The organism is Pelomonas margarita, assembly GCF_043555875.1.
In the GTDB taxonomy this organism is placed as follows: domain Bacteria; phylum Pseudomonadota; class Gammaproteobacteria; order Burkholderiales; family Burkholderiaceae_C; genus Pelomonas; species Pelomonas margarita.
Genome location: NZ_JBIGHW010000009.1, coordinates 1 through 24,143, shown reverse-complemented (window position 1 = coordinate 24,143; position 24,143 = coordinate 1). Strand labels below are relative to the sequence as shown.

Genomic DNA, 24,143 nt, shown 5'->3' with positions numbered 1-24,143 from the left:
CAAATTGTAGGTGGCGCCCCAGGCGCAACCCTTCGGTCAGGGCGCGGAAGCGGCGGCCTGCGCGACGAAGGCGATGCGGTTCATCCCTGCCGCCTGCACCCAGCCGATCAACTCGGCCACCTGGCCGTAGGGCACGCTGCGGTCGGCGCGCAGTTGCACTTCCAGCTGCGGATTGGCGCGGCCCAGGTCCGCGATGCGTTGCTGGAAGGCCTTTGCATCCAGCGCCTGGTCGTCGATATGCAGCTGGCCATCGGGTGTGATGGCCACGGCGATGACGCTGGGCGCGTCACTGGGCGTTGCGGCCTCGCTCTTGGGCAGGTCCAGCCGCAGCGAGGCGGTCATCAGCGGTGCGGTGATCATGAAGATCACCAGCAACACCAGCATGACGTCGATCAGCGGCGTCATGTTGATGTCGCTCATGGGGCGAGCGGTGTCGGGGCGTTCGAGCCGACCGAAGGCCATCAGTCGTGGCCCAGCAACTCACGCAGGTCGTGCGCGAAGCCTTCCAGGTCGGCCTCGCAGGCCGCCACCATCTTGCCGAAGACGTTGTAGGCCAGCACAGCGGGGATGGCGACCGCCAGGCCCGCGGCCGTCATGATCAGCGCCTCGCCTACGGGCCCCGAGATCTTCTCGATGGTGATGTTGCCGGCAGCCGAGATGCTGACCAGCGCGTGGTAGATGCCCCAGACGGTGCCGAACAGCCCCACGAACGGCGCCGTCGCGCCGATGGAGGCCATCAGCACCTGGCCGAACTGCAGCTTGGCCAGCACCGCGTGTAGCGCGTCCCGCAGGCGGCGGGTCAGGCGCGATTCACGCTTACCGGCAGCGTCCAGCGTGGCCGCACGCGTTTCGGCCGTGGCGGCGTCCAGCAGCGGCAGCAGCAAGCGTTCTGTGTCGAAGTTCTGCAGGGCCGTGCGGCCCTCGTTCACGCCGGCCGCCGACCAGAACGCCGGCACGGCGCGCTGCAGGCCTTTGCGCGCGCGGCGCAGCAGCCAGGTCTTCCAGAGGATGAGCGCCCAGGCGCTGACCGACATGGCCAGCAGCAGCACGGCCACGCCGCGGCCGATGGCATCGCTCTGGCCCCAGAAGGTCGTGAACATGTCAGCGGCTGAAGCCCAGCACGTCGTTCATGCCGAACAGGCCGGTCGTCTTGCCGCTGGCCAGGAAGCGCGCGCAGCGCAGGCTGCCCTGGGCGTAGATGCTGCGGTTGGTGGCCTTGTGGCTGACCTCGATGCGCTCGCCGATGCCGGCGAACAGTACGGTGTGGTCGCCGATGATGTCGCCGCCGCGCACGGTGGCAAAGCCGATGGTCGATGGATCGCGGGCGCCGGTGACGCCTTCGCGGCCGTAGACGGCGCATTCCTTGAGATCGCGGCCCACGGCGTTGGCGACGACCTGGCCCATCTGCAGCGCCGTGCCGCTGGGCGCATCAACCTTCATGCGGTGGTGGGCCTCGACGATCTCGATGTCGTAACCCTCTGCCAGCGCGCGGGCGGCCATGTCCAGCAGCTTGAGCACGACGTTGACGCCCACGCTCATGTTGGGTGCGAAGACGATGGCCGTGCGCTCGGCCAGTTGAGCGAGCTGGGCCTTCTGGGCGTCGTCAAAGCCAGTGGTGCCGACGACGGCCTTGACGCCCAGGTCGGCGCAGATGGCCAGGTGTTCCAGCGTCGCCTCGGGGCGGGTGAAGTCGATCAGCACATCTGCACCGGCCAAGCCGGCGCGCACGTCATCGCCCTTGTCCAGCGTGACGTGCAGCGTGCAGTCGTCGGCGGCCTGGACGGCCTCGATGAGCATCTTGCCCATGCGGCCCGAGGCGCCGGTGATGGCAACCTTGATCACGAGCCGGCTCCCGTCTTGGCATCCAGCGGCGGGTACACGCGGCCAGGCGCCGGGCCTTCGGCGGCGGCGGTGGGGGCCGCCTCGGCGCTCTTCTTGGGTGGCGGCAGCGCGGCGCGCTCGGCGTCGCTCAGGGCCAGCTTGGGCTGCTTGCTGCCGGGCTTGAAGGTGTTGATGGCCGCGACGAACTCGTTCTCCGTCGGCAGGTCGTCGGGCACGGTCAGCGTCTTGAGCTTGTCGCCGTCGAATTCGGCGACGACCAGGCGATGCTGTTCCGGCGCGCCCTGGCGACGGATCGTGAACGGGTAGTCCCAGCGCGACTCATGGAAGATGTCGGTCAGCAGCGGCGACCCGAGCAGGTCGCGCACCTGCGCCTTGGGCATGCCCGGCTTGACGCGGGCCACCATTTCCTTGGTCAGCACATTGCCCTGTACGACCTCGACGCGGTAGGGCGTCAGCACGCCCAGCACCTTGTCGCCGGTGATGGTGGGCAGCGAGTCCCATTTGGGCAGGTAGGAGCAGCCGCCAAGCAGCGCGAGCAGCGGGAGAGAGGCAAGCAGGGGACGCATGGGGCGGCTGGAGATGGGACGGAGAACACCCGCCGAGGGCTCGGCTGGCTATGATCGCGCGGATTCTAGCGGGGGCCCTGTCGGGCTCCGGCCCACGCGCCATGCCCACTTCTGCCAAGACCCAAACCAGCGACATCAAGAACAGCGGCCTCAAGGCAACGCTGCCGCGCATCAAGATCCTGGAGATTTTCCAGCGCGCCCAGCAGCGCCACATGACGGCCGAGGATGTCTACAAGGCCCTGCTCGGCGACGGTGCCGACATCGGCCTGGCGACGGTCTATCGGGTGCTGCAGCAGTTCGAGCAGGCCGGCCTGCTCAGCCGCAACCATTTCGAGACCGGCAAGGCCGTCTACGAGCTCAACGAAGGCCACCACCACGACCACCTCGTCTGCCTGAACTGCGGCAAGGTCGAGGAGTTCTTCGATTCCGGCATCGAGTCGCGCCAGAACGCCATCGCCAGTGAGCGCGGCTTTCAGCTGCAGGAGCATTCGCTGGCGCTGTACGCCACCTGCATCAAGACCGACTGCCCCAACAAGGGCTGAGCTTCGCCGCAGCGGCTCAGTCCATCGAGCCGTTGTCGATGGCGCGCTGGTGGCGCTCGACGAACTCTTTGTAGGTGTCGATGCCGCGTAGCTGCAGGATGGTGTTGCGCACGGCGGCTTCCACCAGCACGGCCAGGTTGCGGCCGGCGTCCACAGCGATGACGACCTTGCGCACCGGCATGCCCAGCACGTCCTCATACAGCGGCTCGTAGGGCAGGCGCTCGAAGTCGCGCTCCATCGTTTCCTTGCGCACCAGGTGCACGATGAGCTTGAGGCGCATCTTGCGGCGCACGGCCGTCTCGCCAAAGATGGCCTTGATGTCCAGCAGGCCGATGCCGCGCACCTCCAGCAGGTTCAGTAGCAGCTCGGGGCAGCGGCCCTCGATGGCGGTCTGGGCGATGCGGAAGAAGTCGACGGCGTCGTCGGCCACCAGGCCATGGCCGCGCGAGATCAGCTCCAGGCCGAGTTCGCTCTTGCCCAGGCCCGATTCGCCGGTCAGCAGCACGCCCAGGCCCAGGATGTCCATGAACACGCCGTGACGCGTCGTGCGGTTGGCGAACAGCTGCGACAGGTAGCCGCGCACCAGGTCGATGACGTGACCGGCGGACTCGTTGGTGCGGAACAGCGGGATCTCGGCCCGGTCGCACATGGCCACCAGGCGCGGCGGCGGCACCGAATCGTCGGCAATGATGATGACCGGCGGTTCTAGCGTGACGATGCGCGAGATGCGCCGGTCCTGGATCTCCGTGCTTTCCTGGCTCAGGTAGGCCACCTCGCGGCGGCCGACGATCTGCACCCGGTAGGGGTGGATGTAGTTCAGGTAGCCCACCAGGTCGGCGGCACTCTGTGCGTCACGCACGGCGGCTTCGTCGAAGCGGCGCTCGGGGTGGGCGTGGCCGGCAATCCACTCCCAACGCAGCGCCTCGCGGTGCTCTTCAAACAGCCGCTCGGCACTGATGGAGGTGGGTTTCATGGGGCCGCCAGAAGGGCGTGAGCGCCGGGCACTAGGCCGGCGCATGGTTGTTCAGGGATTTCGCGAGGCGCTTTCAGGCGACCGACTTCAGCGGCTCCCAGGCCGCGATCAGCTTGTGCAGCGTCTGCGCTTCCGGTTCGCTCTTGAGTTGTTCTCGCAACTCGCGGTCCGAGAGCATCTCCGCGATTTCGGACAGGATTTCCAGATGTCGCTGCGTGGCGGCCTCGGGCACGAGCAGAAAGATGAGCAAGCTCACGGGCTCATCGTCCGGCGCGTCGAACGCGATCGGCTGCTGCAGGCGCAGCACGGCGGCGAGCGGGTTCTTCAACCCCTTGACGCGGCCATGCGGAATGGCCACGCCATGGCCCAGTCCGGTGGACCCGAGGCGTTCGCGGGCGAACAGGTTGTCGGTGACCAGCGCGCGGGCCATCTGATGATGGTTCTCGAACAGCAGGCCTGCGTGTTCGAAGGCGCGCTTCTTGCTGGACGCATCCACGTTCACCAACACGTTGTCGGCGGGCAGGATGGCGGCGAGACGGTTCATGGGCAGGGGCCTCGTGTCGGGGGCGCCTGGTGGGCGCGGCCGCAGTCGGCTGTGGGTCAATCAGAGTCGCAGATTATGGAACTGCGCGTCGTTTTGCGGAGGGGGCGTGACCCTGCAGGCGTTGAAAACGTCCTTCGTCACCCCCGAATGCGGGCTTTTGCGGCACTGCAGCAACAGCCGCCGGGGAGTGCTGCGTGACGCGGCAATGAGAAAGCGGCCCGAAGGCCGCTTTGACGATGCGCGGGGGGATCAGCGTGCAGGCACCTCAAGGCGCTTGGCCGAGGCGTGGTGGTGGTCTTGCACCTTGTCCTTGTGCCGGCAGACCTGGCGGTCCAGTTTGTCCATCAGTTGGTCGATGGCGGCGTACATGTCTTCATGGGACTGCTCGACAAAGATGTCGCGGCCCTTCACGTGCAGCGTGACTTCAGCGCGCTGGCGGCGTTCCTTCTCCTTTTGCTTCTCTACGGTCAGCAGGACGTTGATATCAACAACCTGGTCGAAGTGGCGAGTCACACGATCCAGCTTGGTGAGCACGTATTCGCGCAGCGCCGGGGTGACTTCGAGATGATGGCCACTGATCGTCAGATTCATAAAGCCTCCTTTCAGAGGAATGGGTCGAAAAAAACGGAACCAAGAACGGGGGAGAGGGAGGGAGGAGGAGGGGTCTTTCGGGTAGCGGAGGTGGGTGGGAGTGGGGAAATCGACGAGCCCAGTCTGCGCGCAAAGTGGCGGTGTGACAAGGGGATGACGGTGTGCTTTTGTCTCAGCTCAGGCCTTGTTTTTGAGTCTTCTTTCACGGCCTGCGCGGGTGCAATAATCCACGGCTATTTCCGCTACGGAGCACTTCTTGGACAGCGATCACCCTCGGTGACCGTCCACTCCCGCCGGCGGCCTGGAGCAGGCCGCGCCCGCCCGGAGTGAGACGGTTGACTGACCCCGCCACCCCGGACGGCGCCAGGCGTCGTCCTTTGCCAGCGCTGCTGGAGACGATGCATGCTGAATGTGTTCACGCTGGACAATGGCCGCCTGAAGGGCGGGCTGTTCCAGGAAGAAATCGAAACCGCTGAGGACCTGGCGCAATCGCGCCCGATCTGGGTCGACCTGGAGAGCCCCAGCGTCGAGGAGAAGGGCTGGATACGCGACCGCTTCGGGCTGACCATCCCCGAAGACATCGTCGACGAGGACCTGGAAGAGTCTGCGCGTTTCTACGAGGAAGACAACGGCGAACTGCACATCCGTTCCGACTTCCTCATCGAGGGCGGTGAAGACGCCGACGGCGGCAAGTCGGCGCGCAATGTGCGCGTGGCCTTCATTCTGTTCAACAACGTGCTGTTCTCGGTGCACAACGAGGACTTGCCGGTGTTTCGCTTGCTGCGGCTGCGGGCGCGCCGCATCCCGGCGTTGATCGAGGATGCCAAGGACGTGCTGCTGAAGCTCTACGACGCCGACGCCGAGTACTCGGCCGACGTGCTGGAGGGCATCTACGACAAGCTCGAGGCCGTCAGCGCCCGCGTGCTGAAGAGCGACGTGACCGACGCCGAGGCTGGTGAGGTGCTGGGCTCCATCGCCCGCGAGGAAGACTTGAATGGCCGAATCCGGCGCAACGTGATGGACACGCGCCGCGCGGTCAGCTTCATGATGCGCAGCCGCATGCTGAATGCCGAGCAGTTCGAGGAGTCACGCCAGATCCTGCGCGACATCGACTCGCTGGACTCGCACACGGCCTTCCTGTTCGACAAGATCAACTTTCTGATGGACGCCACGGTCGGCTTCATCAACATCAACCAGAACAAGATCATCAAGATCTTCTCGGTGGCCAGCGTGGCGCTGCTGCCTCCCACATTGATCGCGTCCATCTACGGCATGAACTTTCAGCACATGCCGGAGTTGCGGTCCGAGTGGGGCTATCCGTTCGCGCTGACGCTGATGCTGCTGTCCGTGGCGGCGCCCTTCATTTACTTCCGCCGCAAGGGGTGGCTGAAATGACGAGGGCCCGTGTCTTGCGACACGGGCCCTGGTTGTAAAAGCGGCCGCGGAACGCCTCGAAGCCAATGAGGGAGGGAGGAGGAGAAGGGCTCCGAGATTGCTGCTCTGCGCTCAGAGAGGTTGGGCGGCCTAAGTTTTGTGGACAGGGCCCCGCACTTGGTGGGCTGCAGTCGCATGTTGTGGTGTGTAGCCTGCATGGGTGTGCGGCGGCGCGCGGGGCGTCTTGTTGTCCCTGCTTCCGGTGACGATTGTTGCCCTGTGCGGCAGTAGCCGGGCGCCTGCCCTCGCGCGTTAGGAGTGACCTGCAAACAGTGCCTCCATGGGGCTTTCCGACGGGTTGACCTTGCCCCGACGAGGTCGGAAATCGGCGCGCCGCACGAACTTTTAGAATCCCGGCTCTAAACAAGGATTCACCATGCTTTACCCCGAACTGTTCAAGCAACTTGAAGCCGTGCGCTGGAACATGGACAGCGACATTCCCTGGGACAAGTTCGACGCCAGCCTGCTCACCGATGAGCAGGCCCAGACGATCAAGATGAACGCCATCACCGAGTGGTCGGCGCTGCCGGCCACCGAGATGTTCCTGCGCGACAACCGCGAAGACAGCGACTTCTCGGCGTTCATGTCGGTCTGGTTCTTCGAGGAGCAGAAGCACAGCTTGGTGCTGATGGAGTACCTGAAGCGCTTCCGCCCCGACCTCGTGCCCACCGAGCAGGAACTGCACGAGGTGCGCTTTGACTTCGACCCGGCGCCGGCGCTGGAAACGCTGATGCTGCACTTCTGCGGCGAGATCCGCCTGAACCACTGGTACCGCCGTGCTGCCGAATGGCACACCGAGCCGGTCATCAAGGCCATCTACGAAACCCTGTCGCGCGACGAGGCTCGCCACGGTGGCGCCTACCTGCGCTACATGAAGCGCGCCATGGCCAAGTTCGGCGACGAGGCGCGTGCCGCCTTCGCCAAGGTTGGCGTGCTGATGGCCAGCGCCCGCCGTACGGCCCAGGCGCTGCACCCCACCAATCTGCACGTGAACGCCAAGCTGTTCCCGCGCGACACCATCCAGAGTCGCCTGCCCGACCCCGAGTGGCTGGAGCGCTGGCTGGACACGCAGATCCAGTTCGACAGCGTGTGGGAAAACAAGGTCGTCGAGCGCATCCTGCACAACATGAGCCTGCTGATGGACCGCAGCTTCGCCAGCGTGCAGGAGCTCAACCGCTTCCGCAAGGAGATGGCAGCGCGCCTCGTCAGCCCGGCCAAGGACGACGGACTGGCGGGCGCGTCGGCCTGAGCCCGGCGGCGCAGCCACCAACGGAAACCGGGGCCGCAGGCCCCGGTTCTCTTTTGCGCGTGCCCGCGCGGCGTCAGCCTGCGCGTTGCCGCTTCAGCACCAGCAGCGCAAAGCCTGCGGCCGCCACGGCAGCCCAGCCGATGAACTCCAGGGAGGCCAGCTGGCTGACGGCCCGGCCAAGGTCCTGCACAGCCCATTGCCAGATGGCGGCCGTGTCGCCGGCTTTCAGCGCTTCGCCCAGCACCATTTCACTGCCGAACAGCGCGTGGCTGGCCTGCTGCACCAGGCTCTGCAGGGCCTGCAGCGGCCATTCGATGTCATAGGCCTTCTTGAGCACCGTCACGGCAACGCCGCCGCCGACCAGCACCACCGGCACGCCCAGGCGCTTCAGCCAGGCCGAGGCCGCCATCAGCGTGAAGATGGCCGGAGCCAGCCACAGCAGCAGCAGTGCCGTGCCGACGATGGCGCGCAGCAGCATGGGGGCGACCAGGGTCAGCATCTCTCCCCAGGGCAGCGTGCCGACAGCGGCCAGGCCTTCCTGCTTGGCGACCACCGCCGCCGCGATCGGCCCGCCCAACAGGGTGCCGACCAGCAGGCCGCCCAGCGGTGCCAGCCAGGCGTGTGCCAGCACGGTGGCTGCGATGCTTTCGCTCGGGCGGCCTGGCAGTGACAGCCAGAATTCGATGGACCGGTCTTGCACGTCGCGGCGCGCCAGGCCCGGCAGTTGGAACAGCGCGATCAGCAGGCAGATGCCGTAGACCGACATCGTGCTGACCGCGAGCACCATGGTGGCAGTCAGTGGCAGCTTGTCGCCCGGAAGCCCCTGGACCGTGGCCGACGGGATCAACAAGATGCAGAGGAATAGCAGCGGCGGAGCGAAGGCCGCCGTCAGCCAGCCGCGCTTGTGCTGCATCCATTCGCGCAGCAGCAGGGTGGGAATGTGGGTGTTCATGGCAAATCCTCCGAGGTTCAGGCCTGGGCCTTGTTCAGCGCCGGGTTGCGGGTCAGCGCCATGAAGAGATCGACGAGGCTGGGGCGCACGCGCTGCCCCAGGCTGGCCAGGTGTTCCGGCGGGGCGCCGTCGAACAGCGAGGTTGTGCGCCCCTGCTCGCGGTAGCGCAGCAGCGGGTGGGCGGCTGCCATCGCGTCGGCGGCCGCCGGGTCGTGGTTCAGCGCGACGAAGCGGCGGTCGATGTCTTCCAGGCTGATGGCCAGCGCCACGCGGCCCTCGTCCAGCATGATCACGTCGGAGAGCAGCGCCTCCACCTCCTCTACCTGGTGCGTCGAGATCAGCACGCTGCGCTCACCGTCGCACCACTCGTCGATGAGCATCTCGTAGAAGCTCTTGCGCGACACCACGTCCAGCCCCAGCGTCGGCTCGTCCAGCACCATCAGCTTCGCGTCGATGGCAGCGATTAGCGCCAGGTGCGTCTGCGCCACCATGCCCTTGGACAGGCTTTTCACCTTGTCGTTTTCGCTGACGCTGGTGCGCTTGAGCAGTGCCCGGGCCCGGTCGGCAGAGAACTTGGGCTGCAGCCGGCTCATCAGCGTGACCAGCTCATGCACGCGCGCCCAGCGCGGCAGCACGGCCACGTCGGGGATGTAGCTCAGCTGCTCCAGCAGCTTCTGGCGGTTCTGCAAGGGGTTGAGGCCCAGTACCGTCACCTCGCCCTGCATCTGCTGAAGGCCGACCAGCGCCTTCATCAGCGAGGTCTTGCCGGCGCCGTTGTGGCCCAGCAGGCCGACGACGCGGCCCGCCGGCACGGTGATGGAGACATCGTCGAGCGCCGTTTTCTTGCCATAGCGCAGGGTGGCGTTTTTGACTTCGATGAGGTTCATGTCGACTCCCAGTTCAGATCCTTGGCGGACAGGCCCAGCCGCTTGAGCTTGGCACGCAGCGCGGGCCAGTCCTTCTGCAGGAACTGCTCGCGCTCCTGGCGCAGCAGCCGCTCACGTGCGCCGGCCGTGACGAACATGCCCAGGCCGCGGCGCGGCTCCACCAGGCCGTGCTCGGCCAGCGCCTGCAGCGCCCGCGTGACGGTCAGCGGATTGATGACGTACTGGCTGGCGAGTGCGCGCACCGAAGGAAGGGCTTCGCCTTCCGGGGGGCTGCCGTCCAGCAGCTGCACGGCCAGTCGGTCGGCCAGCTGCTGGTAGATCGGCGCCTGGTCTGTCCAGGTGGGAGTCATGGGAGCTCCGTGGTGTGTTGCTGATGTAGCACACCATATCGCCCCCTGGCCTGGCGGCCCAGCTTGGCGCGACAGACTGCAGATTCGAGGGTATGAGCGACTTGGGTGTCGGTTCTCACCCAAGGTGGAACTTCTTGCACTCAACTTGGAACTCGTGCGTACGGCACGAGTGCTGGTGACCCTGGCGAGGCTGAGGTTTTCGCCATCTACATGTGCCAACTACCGATGACAAACCGTGCAGAATGGCAGTTACTAAGAGATACAGAGGGAGGCCCGCTTGAAGACTTTTCACAATCCCGATCGCTTCATGTCGGATCTCCGACAAGTCCTGTCGCAGGGGCGCAAGCGCATCGGTATGTTGGTAGGCGCTGGCGCTCCGATGTCGCTTCGGGTGAACGAGGCCGGGACATTGGTCGCCGAAGGCGGTCGTTCATTGATGCCTGGGGTGGAGGCTCTGACGACCCAGTCAATCGAAGCATTGAGTGGGCAACAGAAGGTGGCTGCCGAGGCGATTCGTGCGGAATTAGGCGCCGCCGCAAACATCGAATCCATACTCACCCGAATCCGACTGCTTCAACAGGCGTTGGGTCCTGCGCAAGTCCATGGCCTTGATTCCGACGGATACAAGGCACTCGGCGCAGAAATATGCAAAAAAATAGGCGAAGTGGTCGGGGCACCGCTGCCCAAGGAACGAAATCCCTATACCGAGTTGGTCTCCTGGATCAGCGGAACTCTTCGATCGCACCCGGTCGAGATTTTCACAACTAATTATGACCTTTTGTTCGAAGAGGCGTTTGAACGATCTCGGGCATCATATTTCGATGGGTTCACCGGAGGGCATTTGCCTTTCTTCGATCCTGTTAGCGTTGCAAGTGATGACTTGCCGCCAAGATGGTCGCGACTGTGGAAATTGCATGGCTCGTTGGGCTGGGCCCTGGAGGGCGATTCTGTGGTGCGGGGGCGTGGGAAGGCAGCTTCTCAACTCGTTTATCCGGATCACTTAAAATATGAGCTAACGCAAAAGCAGCCATATTCGGCGCTGTTTGAGCGTTTGCGCCAATTCCTTTTGACGCCAGACAGTATCTTGCTGACTTCTGGGTTTTCATTCCGCGATGCGCATATCTGCGCCGTGCTGGATGAGGCATTAGCCATGAATGCCAACGCTGCGGTGATGGCCTTTCAGTACATGCCGCTGGCATCTGAGGAGCCAGCCTGCAAGCTGGCATATGAACGCCCCAATCTTTCGGTATACGCAGCAGATGGTGCCGTTATTGGCGGTGTCAAGGGAGCTTGGCGCCCAGGTGACCCACCGAAGAATTGGGAAGATATTCGAGCGACCTTCTGGGGACCAAGGTGGGAAGGAGAAGAAAGTAAGTTTCTGCTTGGGGACTTCGCCTTTCTCACTCGCTTCTGTGCCCTTGCTCAGGCGACTGATATGAGTGCCCAAGCGACGCCCGACGCCAACGTAGCGGCCTTGGGTGCCGGAAGCGCGGCAGTTGTTGCCGTTGCCGTGGCAAATGTGGGGGAGGCAAAAGCGTGAGCGCCAAGGATCCAACCTTTCTTGGCTTGGTTGTCTCTGTTTCAGGGCCAACGGTCACAGTGTCTCTTGCTGAATCGCTGGCTTCTGGCATCGCGCTGATTGATGGGCATATGTACCGCGTTGCCCAAGTCGGCGGGTTTGTTCGAATTCCCCAGGGCTACCAGGATCTCTTTGGTATCGTGAGCGAGGTTGGCGCATCAGCAGATTTGAAATCACCTAGCGGTGGGCGCTGGATGAGGGTGGAACTGGCTGGCGAAGCGCTTGGGAATAATTTCGAGCGCGGGCTCAGTCAGCTGCCTTCGATCAACGACGCAGTGCACATCGTTACCGAAGCAGATTTAAAGCGCATATATGGTAGCGAGGGCCTTGATCAAATCGCAATAGGAACGCTGTCCAGTTCTGAGAGCATCACCGTCAAGCTTTCCTTGGACGCGCTGGTGACAAAGCACTCCGCTGTGCTAGGTTCGACAGGGTCGGGCAAATCGACAACAGTCGCCAGCCTCCTGCGTTCAATAGTGCGGCCAAATCAGCAGGGCGGCGCCCCAGCGTCTCGCATCCTGTTGCTGGATCTGCATGGCGAGTACACCCACGCGTTGGCAGACTTTGCCCGCGTTTACAGCGCGACGCCACAGCCCGGTGAGCGGCCTCTGTTCGTGCCTTACTGGGCCCTTCAATCGAAAGACCTTCTGGACTTCGTGGCGGGAGGCCTAAACGAAAACCAGGAAATTGCATTTTCCGACAAGATTCAGGAGATGAAGGCTGCGGTACTGGCGGCGGGAAACTTCCCCGGATTAGATCCCCAATCTCTCACTGTCGATAGCCCAGTACCGTTCAGTATCAAGCAATGCTGGTATGACCTAGTCGACTTCGAGATGCGGACATTTAACGGCCCGCAGCGAGATCAGCCTGCGCTGGAGAGCGCGGGGGATCCGGCGACTTTGACCGCACCAAAGTACACGCCAGCCGCAATGGGTTCAGCGGGACCGTTTCTTAACCAGCAGGCAAAGGGTATTCGACGGCAGCTAAATCTAATGCGGTCGCGATTACTAGATCATCGATTCGATTTCATCCTGCATCCTGGACCGTGGGAGCCTGCACTGAATGGAACAGTGCCGCTCGATCTTGATCGGCTGCTAGACGATTGGCTGGGCCATGAGAAGCCCGTCACGATTCTTGATTTGTCGGGAGTGCCTAGTTCGGTCTTGACCACACTTGTCGGTTCAATTCTCCGAATTGTCTATGAGGCGCTATATTGGAGTCGGGAGAAAACGGAAGGGGGAATACATCGCCCTCTGCTCGTCGTGATGGAAGAGGCGCACCGATACCTTACGGGTGCCAAAGATGATGGGCCAGCAGCAGACGTTGTGAAACGAATTGCCAAGGAAGGGCGTAAATACGGAATAGGGGCGATGGTTGTCTCTCAACGCCCTGCCGAAGTAGACGAAACCATCCTTTCGCAATGTGGCACAATTTTGGCGTTGCGATTGTCAAATCCGGACGATCGCGCACGTGTGAAAGGTGCGCTTCCCGATAATTTGGGCGGATTGGTGGACTTGCTTCCAGTATTGAGGACAGGTGAAGCAATTGTTGCTGGCGAGGCAGCCAGACTACCCGTGCGATGTCGAGTAGCGCTGCCGCGGCCGGAGCAACGCCCCAAAAGCTCAGATCCCAAGGTATCCGAAGCCTGGGCCAACAAACGTATTGCCGAGGGGTACGACCGGGTTGTAGCTTCTTGGCGAGCGCAGAGGACCTTTGCTGTTACGCGAGACTTAGGTATCGTGCGATTTCCAGTCGAAGATACAACGGATTCACAGGGGGATAAATAATGAATCGAGAACCCGTAGCGTCATCCAATGTCGCCTCAATCGGCTACGATGAACCTTCGCAGACGCTCGAAGTGGAGTTCACGAACGGCGCCGTTTATCAGTATTACAACGTTACGCAGGCAGTCTTCGATCAGTTTAAGGAGGCGGGGTCTAAAGGGCAGTTCTTGGCCTACCAGATCAAGAATTCATACCCATTTTCGCGAGTCGGATAGCGCAACTGCCAATAGTGCCGGGCTGCGAGACAGCGCAGATTTGACCTTACGTGGTCGTTTAGGCGCGGCGACGCATAGTCAAGCTGAGGCAAGCTCCGCCCGACGCTTGCGAGCGACCTTGTGCATCGTTACCGGCGTCGCTTTGAGCACGCGGTCGACCATCGCAGCGAGGAAGCGTCCTGGGTTGAGCTCATCGGGCGTCGCGTCGAGCCTGATCTTGACCTTAGGCAGCTTGGCGATGGCCTTCTCCAGATCGCCATCCGCGGCTGGCACAACGTCATCCTGGGTCTCCACGCCTGGCTCTTCGGGGACGCCGTGCTCAAGCTCTTCGCCGTCATCGACGACCGACGCACCCGAGTACTCCATCAGCACGAGTCCTGTCGCGTGATACGCGTCGTCCTCTTGTCCAAGCTTGATCAACAGGTCGAAGAGCCATTCGGCGGTGCCTGGCTCCTCCACCAGCGCATTCGCGCTCAGGCCAAACACGAATCCGAGCGCCGCTTGGGGATGTCGCAGCCTTAGATTCTTCGCGTCGCCATAGGACTCCTCGACGCGGTTCGGCGCGTTCTTGCCGAATGACGAGTCCATGCGTTTGGTCGAGATCAACAGCTCGGGCCCGGTCGACCAGTCCGTGATGATCACGTCAACCTGCTTCAGATAGTTCTTGCCCAGGATCTTTGCGCTTGCAGAGGTCACGCCGGTAATCGCGCCCTCCTTCTTCAGCAGCTTCTTGACTGCCGTCGCATCCTCTCTCGGCAGGGCCTTCAGCAGGTTGGCCACAGAAGCCGGAAGGATGCGCGGGTGTTCCGGGCGCGGCCAAGTTTGGTCGGGCCCGAAGCCCGCTCGCCGCAATTCGTAGCTGAGCCAAACGTCGAGTGCGAGCGCCGGCACGCCGGACTGGGTATTTGCCTTGAGGGCCAATGGCACTCCAAGAAGCTGGCACAGAGTTCCGTAGTCGGGCTCGTAGCGGCGCTTTCCGTCTGCAGTCTTGACCCAGGGATTGGTGTGCTCGCCTTTTGGCGCTGCCATCTCGACGATGCGGTCAAATAGGGCCCAGGCCTTGGCTTTGGCGGTCTTCTCACTGGCCACTGCTGGACCTCATTTCTCTTCGGTTTGCGAGCAATTCGCGCGCAGCTCTCATCTGCTCTGCCTGCTTGCGCGATAGCACGCGTCCGTCGACGAGAAGCGCACGATCGACAAGGTCTACCGCGCCCATCAACTCTCCCTTGACCAACTGCGAGACCACACCATTCTTGACAGCACGCAATGCTGGCGCGCGCGCGCACACAAGCGAGAGCGAGGGCACAGCCCAGAGGTCGGCCTCCTTTGGCTCAAGCTTCAAGATACCGCCACCGTAGGCGCGCCCCACCATCTCGGCATGCATCAACGTCACGGAGTTGAGGCTCGCCAGCGAGAGAAGCTCGCGGCCAATGTCGCGATTGGCTTCGCACAGGTACACGCCGTGCACTGAGTTGAGGTGATAAGCGTCTGCTTCGTTCGACACGAGCCGGGGCGTGTCCGCGTTCATGCAGGTCAGAAGCAGATCGGCGGGCCGGACAAGCGGCACGCGATACCAGACCTTCCGGACACGGCATTTGTAAGCTAAGTCCACACCCGTTCGGTGCCCGTCATCTATGTAGGCCTTAGCCTCCTTTGACGGCTCTTCGCGGGGGTAAAAAAGCCGCGTGGACTGGCCGTCCTTGCCTAGTTTCGTAAGCAATTCGGCAGTCAGCGACAGACCACGCAAATGCGAGCTGCCGGGAGGGGACAGAGGAAGCAGCTCTGCAGCCTTGAGTCCCAGCTCTTTGGCACGCCCCGGCGAAACTGCGAAGTACTTGTTGTTGCCCGTGACGATGCCCAGCGTCGTGTCACCCCACGACTCCAGAGGAGCGAAGTGTCCGGCGCGAGTCAGTGAGTACAAAGCGTCGAGAGCGGCTTGGTCCACCATGCTGCTGGTCCATTTGCCGGCGGGATCGACGGGCGTCCACGCCTGTCCTGCCTCCAAGCTGGCGAGGCTCTCGGCATTTCGTGCCTGCCGAATCGTCGCGTGGCCCGCTGGTCCCTCACCGTAACCTTCGGCTAGTAGGAGGACGACGTCCGCCTCCGCCTCCGGAAACACTCGCTGCGCGAACAGCACCAGTTCCACCTTCCGGAATCGGTCGAACAGGAACTGGCGCACCGGCGCCGCATAGTTCACCGACAGCAGTTCCGCCGGAAGCACGAGCCCCAAGCGGCCCCCCCGCTTCAAGAAGAGTGCTGAGTGCACCGTAAATGCAGCCCAACTTGAAGCGAGGCCAGTGAGCGCGACGCCGCCGCGCAGCGCGGCTTGTCTGGACTTCGCCCGAGCCTCGCCCGAGAAGCTCTGATAACGAATGTAGGGAGGATTGCCGATGACGACGTCGTAGCCAGGATCTGGGGCGACATCAAAGAAGTCGCTTTGGCGAACTCGGGCATTCCCTCCAGCCGCGCGCACCCTTTGGCGAGCGACCCTTGCGCTGTGGGCGTGAATCTCGACGCCGTCTACCGCAGGCTCGTCGCCTTTGCCTCCGCGGAGCTTCGCAAGCTGCGATACGGCGGCCACCAAAAATGCCGCGTCCCCGGCGGATGGCTCGAGAACGCGATCGTCGCCTGACCTGATGGCCCACCGCGCCACGAAACCCGTAATGGCTTCCGGGGTGAAGAAGGCGCCGCGCTCCTTGCGGAGTTCGGGAGTGTCTTTTGGATGGATCAACGAGTTCGCCACGGGAAAAATCATTCTAGAGGCGGGGCTGGTCAGTCCAGCTACGTTCGCCGCACGGCTATTGATCGCCGCACAGGGACGCAGTGTTCCGAAAAGCTCCGTACGAGGAAGTATCTTCAACGTCTGGCTCATCGCATGAGCTAGCCGATCTATACGCTTGGCGCTTGGCTGGTGGGGCGAGCCCAGCAGCGATGACGCTGTCGCACAGAAGGTCGATACAGGCCGGGTTGCGAACCATGAAGGGAGGGCAATACTGTGTCAGACACCGTGGAGCAGCGGCAACAAGGTCCTGAGGCTCAGCGCTGGACGTCCGGGATGGCTTGGGCCGTCCGGCAGGGTTCTCGGGAGCCTGTGTACATCGGCCAACTCGTGCGCGCCGACAAGGGCCTTGCCTGCGCGTGCATCTGCCCCGCGTGCGATGCGCCGCTGCAGGCGGTGGCGCCCGGCCTGCAGGAGACCTCGACGCGCGTGCCATTCTTCCGGCATCACCAGGCGCAGCAAGGCCCAGGTTGCAAGCACCGTGTTGCCGAGCTCACGGCGCTGCGGCTCTTCGCGGAGAAGGGGATCATCGAGATTCCAGCGCCTACCGGTTCCGGGGCGGTCATCGGGCACAGCGGCAAGCTCTACGAGAAGGCCCGAGTTGGCGAGGTCATCCGGGAAGAGGTCGTTGGCCGACGGGCTATCAGCGACATCGAGGTCGAACTTACGCTGAAGAGCGGCCGCACTTTCATCTTCACGCTTCGCGGCGAACAGCACCTCGGCGAGTTCGGCAGTGCCAACGCTGTGATCCAGATCCATGTGACGGATCCTGAGGTGGCGATGATGTCCGAGGCGCAGATCCTGGAGCACGCCCGCATCACGCCGCGGTTCCTTCGGTTGATCGCCCACGCGGACAAGAGCGGGCTGGATGCTCTCGCAGCGCACGATGCACGGCAGGAGGCGCTTGAGCGACTCGATATCTCGCCGGACGACATCCACCTGCCAGAGGGCGCGACAGCCAAGCAAGCGTCTGAGTCGCTACTGCACTGGGTGGTGAAGGATTCGCTCGCGACGCTTGGCCGGCTGAGGACGCCCGTGTTCCGGCATCTGGCGAGCGTCATGACTTCCGACGGGAAGCCCTACACGGCAGAAGTGACGCTGCCTGAACTGACCCTCGAGTTGAGCGACGTCGAATGGGAGGTGCACCACGAAGGATTTCGGCCCGACATCGTGTGCTGGGCTGTGGACAGGCAGGGCGGGCTGGGGCGGTTTCGCCTGTTGATCGAGGTGGCCAAGACCAGCACGGTGTCGGCGACCAAGCTGGCTCGCATCCGTGCGGCGGGCCTCGCGTGCTTGCAGATTGACGTCTACAAGTTCGCGAGGTCTGGCCAGGTCACTCGGTCAGAGCTGGGGTCGCTGGTCGCAACCGATGTGTCTTCTAAGGAGTGGCTGTGCCATCCAGTCCTTGATCGGCTCATCGCGGACGCCGAGGCCAAGGTCAACGGATACAAGGTTCGGCACGAACTGACCATCGAAGAAACCGCGAAGCGGCTCGTGGTGCAGAGAGAGCGTGAGGCCAGCGAGAAAGAGCGGCTGCAGCGTGAGGCCGTCCGCCGAACCAGTTGGGCCGGCCAGCTCACCCAGCGCGAGGCGCTGCGCGAGCTGCGCGCTGTCCTAGAGCGACGGTGGTCTAACGAGTTGGAGATCACCTCCAATGGCATGCATTGGGAGAACGGCGAGTTCGAGAAGCGCATCCAGCATCTGTGGCTTGCTGATCAGGTGCCGCGGTCGCTGACGGAGCGCGGCGGTTTGGCCTGGCGCATCTCGCGCATCCTGGCTGTGTCGTACGGGTCGGTCGAACAACTCGATTTCAAGAGCACGCTCGGCGATGGATCCGAGCTGCCCTGGACGCGGACGCAAGACTCTTGGCTGGGGCTTCTGCACGCCATCATTGAGTTCCTCAATGTCTCGCCCTTTCCGCTTCAGTACGAGGCATATGCCGCCCATCGGAACAGGGTGAAGGCCAGCCTCCTTGCCGGCAGCGCGACGTTCGCTCGTGACACCGGTGACGATGCCTTCTTGGCAGAAATGTTCCCTGAGATAGCTCCGGTTCTGAACCAACCGGTGGGCACGGTGGGATATGCAGAGGTGCTCAAGAAGAGATTCTTGGAAGAGCGAGATGCCAGGCTCGCCGAGGAAAACGCCTTCAACCAAGCCGAGCAGCAGCGACGGCAGGCAGAACTCGCCGTCGCGGCGACTCGCAAGGCGACCGAACAGGCGAGCTTTTCAATGGTTTGGAATCCCATCGCGGGCGCGCCGGCAACGCCAGAGCGCGTACTGCTGTGCCTCCGGGCCACTGGCACGGGGGAGCTCGATGCGAGGTGGAAAGAGATGGTCTTCAGCGCGCTCCGAGCCAAGCTCGCGGGCGAGCCGCTCGCGGCCTGGATCAACAGACAGGTCTTTGAATCGGCCGGTGATGTGGATCGGACGATGCACCTTCTGCGAAACGCCTACCTGGCAAAAGGGAGATAGATCGTTGCCTACCGGGGCTGCTCAGTTGAGCCGACGTTCGGCGTGGCCGAGGAGGTCAAGCAACTCGCTCACTAAGACGGGCGGGCAAGCTGGGTTCTGGATGCGAGATTCAAGCGCTTCTCGATTCCGCTCAAAGAGCGCGCGCGCCAAGGTTTCGGGAGCATCGACTTCGCATGGACCGAAGGGGTCATCATCCTGTCGGACGTAAGTGAACTGAAGCACTTCGCATCGCAGATCTGGTCTCAGAAACACCCAGTTCGGAAAACTGATATCGACTGCCACCAGCACTGGATCTATTGCCGGCCATAGTTCCAGCGAATCGCGGAGGCTGGGCTGGATGCGTATGGAGGTCTCGCGCGCGAGCTTCCGAAGTGCGGGCGACGAGATCAACTCCGCCCACTTCATCAGAAGGACTGCCGCCTCCAACGCAGCAAAGCCGCCTAGGCGTACCAGCGCGTCAGCGCGCTCCTGATCAAACGGGCGCATAAGGCGCGGCGGTCCGCTGTGCGCCGGCTGCGGCTCCCAGAGCAGGTCTACCACTGGCGCTGGCAACGACAGTAGTTGCTCTCGCACCCACCGAGCCGAGACCATGTCCCCGCGAAGCAGCTCCCGCATCGGCGAGTTGATGAACCTCGCCGTACCTGGATATCGGGCTTCTGCCACAGAGATCGTTGGGCCCTGGGGCACGCGTTGGCCGGCTTCGTACAGCGCCCATTTCCTGGTTCGCTTCGTTCCGTCCTTGCTGCGCTGAACGAGCCGAGGCTCGAGGTGCTCCTCTACGGCGTCAGGCGTGCTGAGCCCCGTCCGCGCCTTGATTGCGCCGAGCCACAGGTGGGTGAACAGCACGTCGATGATGTGGCGCGGTGGTCGTCCACGTCCGCGCGTGCTGGCTTGGTCAGTCATTGCGACGGAGAGTACAGAAATTCGAATATCTGTACGGCTGGTCAGAAGCGTGATCACGTAGAACACTTCGCGCATCCATACCGGATGCCCGAGGCCACATGTCACAGGAACGAGTTGCCGAGCAAGCTGCCTTTGCTGATGAACTGCGAGGCGAGCTGGAATCGCTGCATGGCCCGCTGCTCGGCGGTCAGAAGCTGATCGCGGCGCTAGGCCTTGCGAGCGCCGCGTCGCTGCGCCAAGCGCGCAGGCGGGGCCGCGTGTCCGTTCCCTTGTTCACGCTGCCGAAGCGGCGCGGATTCTTTGCACTTACCCGAGATGTGGCTGTCTGGCTTGCCCAAGCTCGACTCGCCGCCACTCATTCGACAGCCCAAACGCAGCGAGAGGAGCCAAACACCTGAAGACCTGACACATTCCCCGCCCAGAAACGACAAAACCCGAGGCGGCAACCTCGGGTTTCGCGTCCGGCTCGAAGGCCAGAAGACAAGCTAGCAACTTGAGTGGCCAGTATGGGCTGCATACCGTGAGGCGTCAAGCCTTGGGGTAGCTGGGCGAACTCATCCCTTCATCCTGAAAGGACCGCCCATGCGGAAGCCCAGCCCTTCAGCAGGCCCGACCGTGCCTGCGACGCGCACCAGCGCATCACCACCAGTACCCACAGACGTCATCAGCGCCGCACTACGGCCAGATGACGTGTCCCCCGCGCCTGCACGTCGGCTCATCAAGCCCACGACGCCACGAACGGTGCACTTGCTCAACATCCCGGCGCTGGTGGCGCCTGTTCAGGCCGAGGCAACGACCGAGGCTGACTTCGTGCGCCTGGCTGCGCTCTGCCCTGCGGTGAAGAACATCGCAGCCCAACCTTGCACGCTGCCGCTGGGCAGCCAGACGTACACGCCGGATTACCGCGTCGAGTGCCACAGCGGCGCCGTGTCGTACTGGGAGGTCAAGCTGGAGAAGCGTTTCGATGATTACCGAGCGCTGTTCAACGAGGCGGCCCAGTACCTCCACCAGCGTGGTGAACGCTTCTACGCCGTCTCCAACGTGTCGCTGCGCGTTGGCGGCCGGCACCGACACGCCGAGCTGCTGCATCGCTACGGCAAGGCAGCTCCCGATGAGACGGACGTTGTGCGCGTGCTGTCCGAGGCCCGCGCCCACCCTCCCGGGTATTCCGCCGTGCGCCTTGCCGTTCGCGCGCGCGTGCCGCTGGAGCTGATCTACCACCTGCTTGCCCGCCGCCGCCTGACCTTCAAGCGTCACATCGGCGAGGCCGACCTCATCACCCTGCCCGAATTCCTGGAGAAACAAGATGACTTTCTGCTTGCAAGCTGGCTTGATGTTTCGCCGTGGCGAACGAACGCTGGAACTGACGCGCGAGCTGCCGGACGGCAAGCTGGCCCTTGAGGACTGCGTGACACGGCGGCAGGTCCTGTTCGACAAGGCAGAACTGCTCAAGCAGGTCTGGAGCGGCCGTTTGAACCTGCTCAATCAGGGCGCGGCGGCGCCGAGCGAGGCCCGGGCCGCAGCACCGAGCATCCAAACGCTCGCGGCCTTGAAGCCGGCTGCCCGACAGGAGCTGGAGCGTCGCCTGGCGTACTTGAAGGGCATCGACCAAGCGCACATCTCTTTGGGGCAGCGTCCGCAGATCGCGCAGGTGATCGACACCGTCGCTGCACGCCTCGGCGATAGCAGGAAACCGTCGACCTCTGCCGTGATGCGTTGGGCGCGGCAGCTGCATGCAGCTCAGGGATATGCCGGCGCGGTGGTCGACAAACGAGCGACCAGGAAGGCCGGTCGCCGCATTTCTCCCATCATGGAGCAGATCGTTGCCAAAGCCCTCCGACAGGTCTATCTGACCCGAGCACGCAACTCGCTCGTCCATACGCTGGCTGCCATCCATGCCGAAGCCGCGAAGAAGGTCCGTGCCGGCCAGCTCAGCCAGGACGATGCCCGCATGAGCTTGGCCACGCTGAGCCGGCGGGTCGCCGACGTCGATCGCTACCGGGTCATCGAGGCTCGCCATGGAGCGGCGCGCGCACGCATGGTATGCAGGACGAGCATGGACGGTGGCGCCGCGGAATATCCGCTGCAGCGCGTCGAAGTCGACCACACCCCGTTGAACTGGGTCGTAGTCTGCGATCGCACCGGCCTGCCGCTGGGACGACCCACGCTGACGGCGCTCGTTGACGCCTTCTCCAACTACGTTCTCGGCTTCTATGTGAGCTTCTATGGGTCCGGCCTCACCAGCGTTGCAGGCGCCTTGCGTTGCGCGGTGCAGGCGAAGGACGACATGACGAAAGGGCTGTCGTTATCCAACCGCTGGCTGGCCGAAGGCATTCCGGACCGGCTCGTGCTCGACAACGGCCTGGAGTTTCACAGCCCGGTCTTCCAGCTGATGGGCTGGGAGTTGGGCATGGACTTCACCTACTGCCGGGTTCGTACGCCCTGGTTGAAGCCGCACGTCGAACGCTTCTTTTCAACGCTCGACACGTTGACGCTTGCCAAGGGGCGCATTCACAAGCGGATGGCGAACGTCGTCGAAATCGATCCGGTCGATGGCGCCGCCGTGATGTTCTCCGACTTCGTCAAGGGCATCGTGCAGTTCGTTGTGGACGTACATCCCTTCCAGATCAACCAGCGCAAGTTGGCTCGACCACACGACCTGTTCATGGAAGGTATCCAGCGCCGGCCGCCCGTTCATTACCCGCCGGACCTTGAAGCCCTGCGTCTGACATATGCGTTGTCAGCGACGAGGACCGTGGGACCTGGCGGTGTCGAGCTTGCCGGACTTCCATACGGGGGGCCAGAGCTTCTAGACATGCGCAAGTGCCACGGCGAGCGGTTCAAGGCGCTCATCAAATGGGACCCCGACGACATGAGTCGAATCTGGGTGCAAGACCCAAAGAGCAAGCAGTGGGTGGCCAGCAGTTGCCGCTGGCACGCGTACGCCGACGGGCTGAGTTCGATCCAGCATCGCACGATCAGGAGGTTCGCGCGTCAGGAGCTGAAGAACTGCAACGCTGTCGAGTACCTGGAGCAGGCCAGGCTGCGGCTTCATGAACATTGGACGGACGCCACGGCCTGGAAGACTCGCGCCGACCGCAAGCTTGCAGCCGTCATGACGGGCTACACCTCGGCGCGCGTACTGGGCAGTTACGACGTCAAGGCCACCCCGGGCGGAGGATCGACGCCCCTCCCCGAGCCGCCACCGCCGTTGTGCGAAGAAGACTTCGAGGCGGTCGTCCTGAAAGGAGTCGGCTCATGGCGCGCGATGTGATCGACGATGGATTTGAGCCCGGCGATGACGATGACGGGGAGACGCAGGCGCGGCGCATGTCGATGTACTCGGTCCAGGCCATCAGGGTGGCTCGCGAGGTCGCCGACATGTACATCTTGTTCCCACAGATCAAGACTGCCCTGGCGGCGTTTGATCGCATATACCAGCTCTCGCGCGACGTCTCGATTCCGCAGGGCGCCTTGCTGACGGGGCCACCTGGTTCGTCCAAGACCAGCGTCGCCCGCTACTTCATGCAGTCCCTGCCGCCAGCGCCTGACGTGGTCGACGGATTCGGCGCGCTGTACGTGCGCCTGCGGCCAGGGGCATCCGCCGGGGTGATCGTGTCGCAGGTGCTCAACGCGGTGCGTCACCCCTTCACGAACGTCCGCAACGACCGCATCACGCCCATGCGTGACATCGCCTGCGAGGCCCTGCAGCACAGAGGCACCCGGCTTCTGTTCATCGACGAGGCCCAGTGCCTGTGCCTGCGTGGGCGGGGGCGTGCCGCGGACGACCGGGACACCTCCGCGGTGAATATGCTGCGCGAGATCATGGACCGCGCGGGCGTCGGGCTGGTTCTTCTGGCGGACCACCGACTGCCCCGGATCGACCATGTCGATCGGGCGTTGGCCGACCGAGTCTCTGTCACCCTCTCGCTGTCGCACTTCCAGAACGACGGCGCCTGGTCGGCCTTCTTGCGCGGGTTGGCCCAACATGTTCGGACCCCGAGCCTGCGGCTTCTCACGGAGAACGCGATCCGAGCCGCCACTCACCTGGCCACCGGAGGCAGTCGTCGGGCGACGATGCGCTTGATCATCGAGTCGGTGCTGATCGCTGTCGATGCTGAAGCCGGCGAAGTGAGCCTCCCCCATCTGCGGCTGGCCTTCGAGCGGTCGCACGGCACGACCACCGAAGTCCCCAACCCGTATGGCAGTGCTTGACCCACGCCAGTTGCCGGTGCGGCTGGATCTCGTGCCTGCGGAGTCCGGCCTCGGCTTTGCGCTACGCGCTCTGCGCGCCAACGGCATTGCGTTCGAGCAAGGCATGAGGTGGCTGGATCTTGATCGGCATCGGCCGCTGTGCGTATTTCAGCGATCGTGGACGCCCATTTCAGGCTGATCGTGGACGGCAAAACTGAGCTTGCCGTGGCGGCGCCGGGGAGGCGCGCAGGAACTGGTTTGAATGTAGCTGAATCGTCCACGATGAG

General features: G+C 63.5%; 24 protein-coding genes. 11 read left to right on the top strand and 13 right to left on the bottom strand.

Annotation, left to right across the window (positions count from 1 at the left end):
* Positions 1-36 precede the first annotated feature (36 nt).
* Genes ACG0Z3_RS16150 through ACG0Z3_RS16135 form a run of 4 tightly spaced genes read right to left on the bottom strand, consistent with a single transcriptional unit; the run spans position 37 to position 2,408 of the window.
* A complete protein-coding gene (locus ACG0Z3_RS16150; RefSeq protein ID WP_394399232.1) occupies positions 37-420 on the bottom strand; it encodes an ExbD/TolR family protein in 384 nt (127 codons plus the stop codon).
* Positions 421-461: 41 nt separating this feature from the next.
* Complete coding sequence (locus tag ACG0Z3_RS16145; protein ID WP_394399230.1) at positions 462-1,100, bottom strand: MotA/TolQ/ExbB proton channel family protein; 639 nt, start codon at positions 1,098-1,100, stop codon at positions 462-464.
* Position 1,101: 1 nt separating this feature from the next.
* Complete coding sequence (dapB, locus tag ACG0Z3_RS16140; protein WP_394399227.1) at positions 1,102-1,842, bottom strand: 4-hydroxy-tetrahydrodipicolinate reductase; 741 nt, start codon at positions 1,840-1,842, stop codon at positions 1,102-1,104.
* Positions 1,839-2,408: an outer membrane protein assembly factor BamE gene (locus ACG0Z3_RS16135; RefSeq protein ID WP_394399225.1), complete on the bottom strand. Its 570-nt coding sequence runs from the start codon at positions 2,406-2,408 to the stop codon at positions 1,839-1,841. Before ACG0Z3_RS16135 ends, dapB begins: the two co-directional genes overlap by 4 nt.
* A gap of 101 nt (positions 2,409-2,509) precedes the next feature.
* Between ACG0Z3_RS16135 and fur the strand changes: the two genes are divergently transcribed.
* On the top strand, positions 2,510-2,950 hold the full coding sequence (gene fur, locus ACG0Z3_RS16130) for a ferric iron uptake transcriptional regulator (protein ID WP_394399223.1): 441 nt from the start codon (positions 2,510-2,512) through the stop codon (positions 2,948-2,950).
* A gap of 16 nt (positions 2,951-2,966) precedes the next feature.
* On the opposite strand, the gene hprK is transcribed toward fur, so the two are convergent.
* From hprK to hpf, 3 genes are all read right to left on the bottom strand, one after another.
* Positions 2,967-3,923, bottom strand: coding sequence for an HPr(Ser) kinase/phosphatase (gene hprK, locus ACG0Z3_RS16125; RefSeq protein ID WP_394399221.1), 957 nt, complete (start codon positions 3,921-3,923; stop codon positions 2,967-2,969).
* A 73-nt stretch (positions 3,924-3,996) separates the two neighbouring features.
* Positions 3,997-4,467: a PTS IIA-like nitrogen regulatory protein PtsN gene (gene ptsN, locus ACG0Z3_RS16120; protein WP_394399219.1), complete on the bottom strand. Its 471-nt coding sequence runs from the start codon at positions 4,465-4,467 to the stop codon at positions 3,997-3,999.
* A 249-nt stretch (positions 4,468-4,716) separates the two neighbouring features.
* Positions 4,717-5,058, bottom strand: coding sequence for a ribosome hibernation-promoting factor, HPF/YfiA family (gene hpf / locus ACG0Z3_RS16115; protein WP_394399217.1), 342 nt, complete (start codon positions 5,056-5,058; stop codon positions 4,717-4,719).
* A 402-nt stretch (positions 5,059-5,460) separates the two neighbouring features.
* Between hpf and corA the strand changes: the two genes are divergently transcribed.
* Positions 5,461-6,453, top strand: a complete 993-nt coding sequence (gene corA, locus ACG0Z3_RS16110) for a magnesium/cobalt transporter CorA (protein ID WP_394399215.1) — start codon at positions 5,461-5,463, stop codon at positions 6,451-6,453.
* Positions 6,454-6,868: 415 nt separating this feature from the next.
* Entirely contained in the window at positions 6,869-7,741 is an 873-nt protein-coding gene (locus ACG0Z3_RS16105; RefSeq protein WP_268166770.1) for a ferritin family protein, read from the top strand.
* A gap of 73 nt (positions 7,742-7,814) precedes the next feature.
* Here ACG0Z3_RS16105 and ACG0Z3_RS16100 read toward each other — a convergent pair whose 3' ends face one another.
* The 3 genes from ACG0Z3_RS16100 to ACG0Z3_RS16090 are packed head-to-tail and all read right to left on the bottom strand — an operon-like array spanning position 7,815 to position 9,930.
* A complete protein-coding gene (locus ACG0Z3_RS16100) occupies positions 7,815-8,693 on the bottom strand; it encodes a hypothetical protein (protein WP_394399213.1) in 879 nt (292 codons plus the stop codon).
* Positions 8,694-8,710: 17 nt separating this feature from the next.
* Positions 8,711-9,580 (bottom strand): ABC transporter ATP-binding protein, encoded by an 870-nt coding sequence (locus ACG0Z3_RS16095; protein WP_394399211.1) that lies wholly within the window; start codon positions 9,578-9,580, stop codon positions 8,711-8,713.
* Entirely contained in the window at positions 9,577-9,930 is a 354-nt protein-coding gene (locus ACG0Z3_RS16090; protein ID WP_268166774.1) for a GntR family transcriptional regulator, read from the bottom strand. The genes ACG0Z3_RS16095 and ACG0Z3_RS16090 overlap by 4 nt, the downstream gene beginning before the upstream one ends.
* A gap of 277 nt (positions 9,931-10,207) precedes the next feature.
* On the opposite strand from ACG0Z3_RS16090, the gene ACG0Z3_RS16085 reads away from it, so the two are divergent.
* From ACG0Z3_RS16085 to ACG0Z3_RS16075, 3 genes are read left to right on the top strand one after another with little or no spacing between them, the layout of a single operon-like run.
* Positions 10,208-11,470 carry an SIR2 family NAD-dependent protein deacylase gene (locus ACG0Z3_RS16085; RefSeq protein ID WP_394399208.1) on the top strand — a complete coding sequence of 421 codons (1,263 nt, stop codon included), beginning with the start codon at positions 10,208-10,210 and terminating at the stop codon, positions 11,468-11,470.
* Positions 11,467-13,296, top strand: coding sequence for an ATP-binding protein (locus tag ACG0Z3_RS16080; protein ID WP_394399206.1), 1,830 nt, complete (start codon positions 11,467-11,469; stop codon positions 13,294-13,296). Before ACG0Z3_RS16085 ends, ACG0Z3_RS16080 begins: the two co-directional genes overlap by 4 nt.
* Positions 13,296-13,508, top strand: a complete 213-nt coding sequence (locus ACG0Z3_RS16075) for a KTSC domain-containing protein (protein WP_394399204.1) — start codon at positions 13,296-13,298, stop codon at positions 13,506-13,508. Before ACG0Z3_RS16080 ends, ACG0Z3_RS16075 begins: the two co-directional genes overlap by 1 nt.
* A gap of 78 nt (positions 13,509-13,586) precedes the next feature.
* Here the strand turns inward: ACG0Z3_RS16075 and ACG0Z3_RS16070 are convergent, their stop codons facing one another.
* Positions 13,587-14,597, bottom strand: coding sequence for a hypothetical protein (locus ACG0Z3_RS16070; protein ID WP_394399202.1), 1,011 nt, complete (start codon positions 14,595-14,597; stop codon positions 13,587-13,589).
* Complete coding sequence (locus tag ACG0Z3_RS16065) at positions 14,587-16,380, bottom strand: Eco57I restriction-modification methylase domain-containing protein (RefSeq protein ID WP_394399200.1); 1,794 nt, start codon at positions 16,378-16,380, stop codon at positions 14,587-14,589. Before ACG0Z3_RS16065 ends, ACG0Z3_RS16070 begins: the two co-directional genes overlap by 11 nt.
* A 237-nt stretch (positions 16,381-16,617) precedes the next feature.
* On the opposite strand from ACG0Z3_RS16065, the gene ACG0Z3_RS16060 reads away from it, so the two are divergent.
* Positions 16,618-18,759, top strand: coding sequence for a hypothetical protein (locus ACG0Z3_RS16060; RefSeq protein ID WP_394399198.1), 2,142 nt, complete (start codon positions 16,618-16,620; stop codon positions 18,757-18,759).
* A 21-nt stretch (positions 18,760-18,780) separates the two neighbouring features.
* On the opposite strand, the gene ACG0Z3_RS16055 is transcribed toward ACG0Z3_RS16060, so the two are convergent.
* The gene (locus tag ACG0Z3_RS16055; RefSeq protein ID WP_394399196.1) at positions 18,781-19,728 is read right to left on the bottom strand and encodes a hypothetical protein; all 948 of its coding nucleotides are present in this window, start codon (positions 19,726-19,728) and stop codon (positions 18,781-18,783) included.
* 32 nt (positions 19,729-19,760) lie between these two features.
* On the opposite strand from ACG0Z3_RS16055, the gene ACG0Z3_RS16050 reads away from it, so the two are divergent.
* From ACG0Z3_RS16050 to ACG0Z3_RS16035, 4 genes are all read left to right on the top strand, one after another.
* A complete protein-coding gene (locus tag ACG0Z3_RS16050) occupies positions 19,761-20,060 on the top strand; it encodes a hypothetical protein (RefSeq protein WP_394399194.1) in 300 nt (99 codons plus the stop codon).
* Between the two features lie 349 nt (positions 20,061-20,409).
* Positions 20,410-21,063 (top strand): hypothetical protein, encoded by a 654-nt coding sequence (locus tag ACG0Z3_RS16045; RefSeq protein WP_394399192.1) that lies wholly within the window; start codon positions 20,410-20,412, stop codon positions 21,061-21,063.
* A complete protein-coding gene (locus ACG0Z3_RS16040) occupies positions 20,969-22,936 on the top strand; it encodes a Mu transposase C-terminal domain-containing protein (RefSeq protein WP_394399190.1) in 1,968 nt (655 codons plus the stop codon). The genes ACG0Z3_RS16045 and ACG0Z3_RS16040 overlap by 95 nt, the downstream gene beginning before the upstream one ends.
* Positions 22,921-23,877, top strand: coding sequence for a TniB family NTP-binding protein (locus ACG0Z3_RS16035; RefSeq protein ID WP_394399188.1), 957 nt, complete (start codon positions 22,921-22,923; stop codon positions 23,875-23,877). The genes ACG0Z3_RS16040 and ACG0Z3_RS16035 overlap by 16 nt, the downstream gene beginning before the upstream one ends.
* The last annotated feature ends 266 nt before the right edge of the window (positions 23,878-24,143 follow it).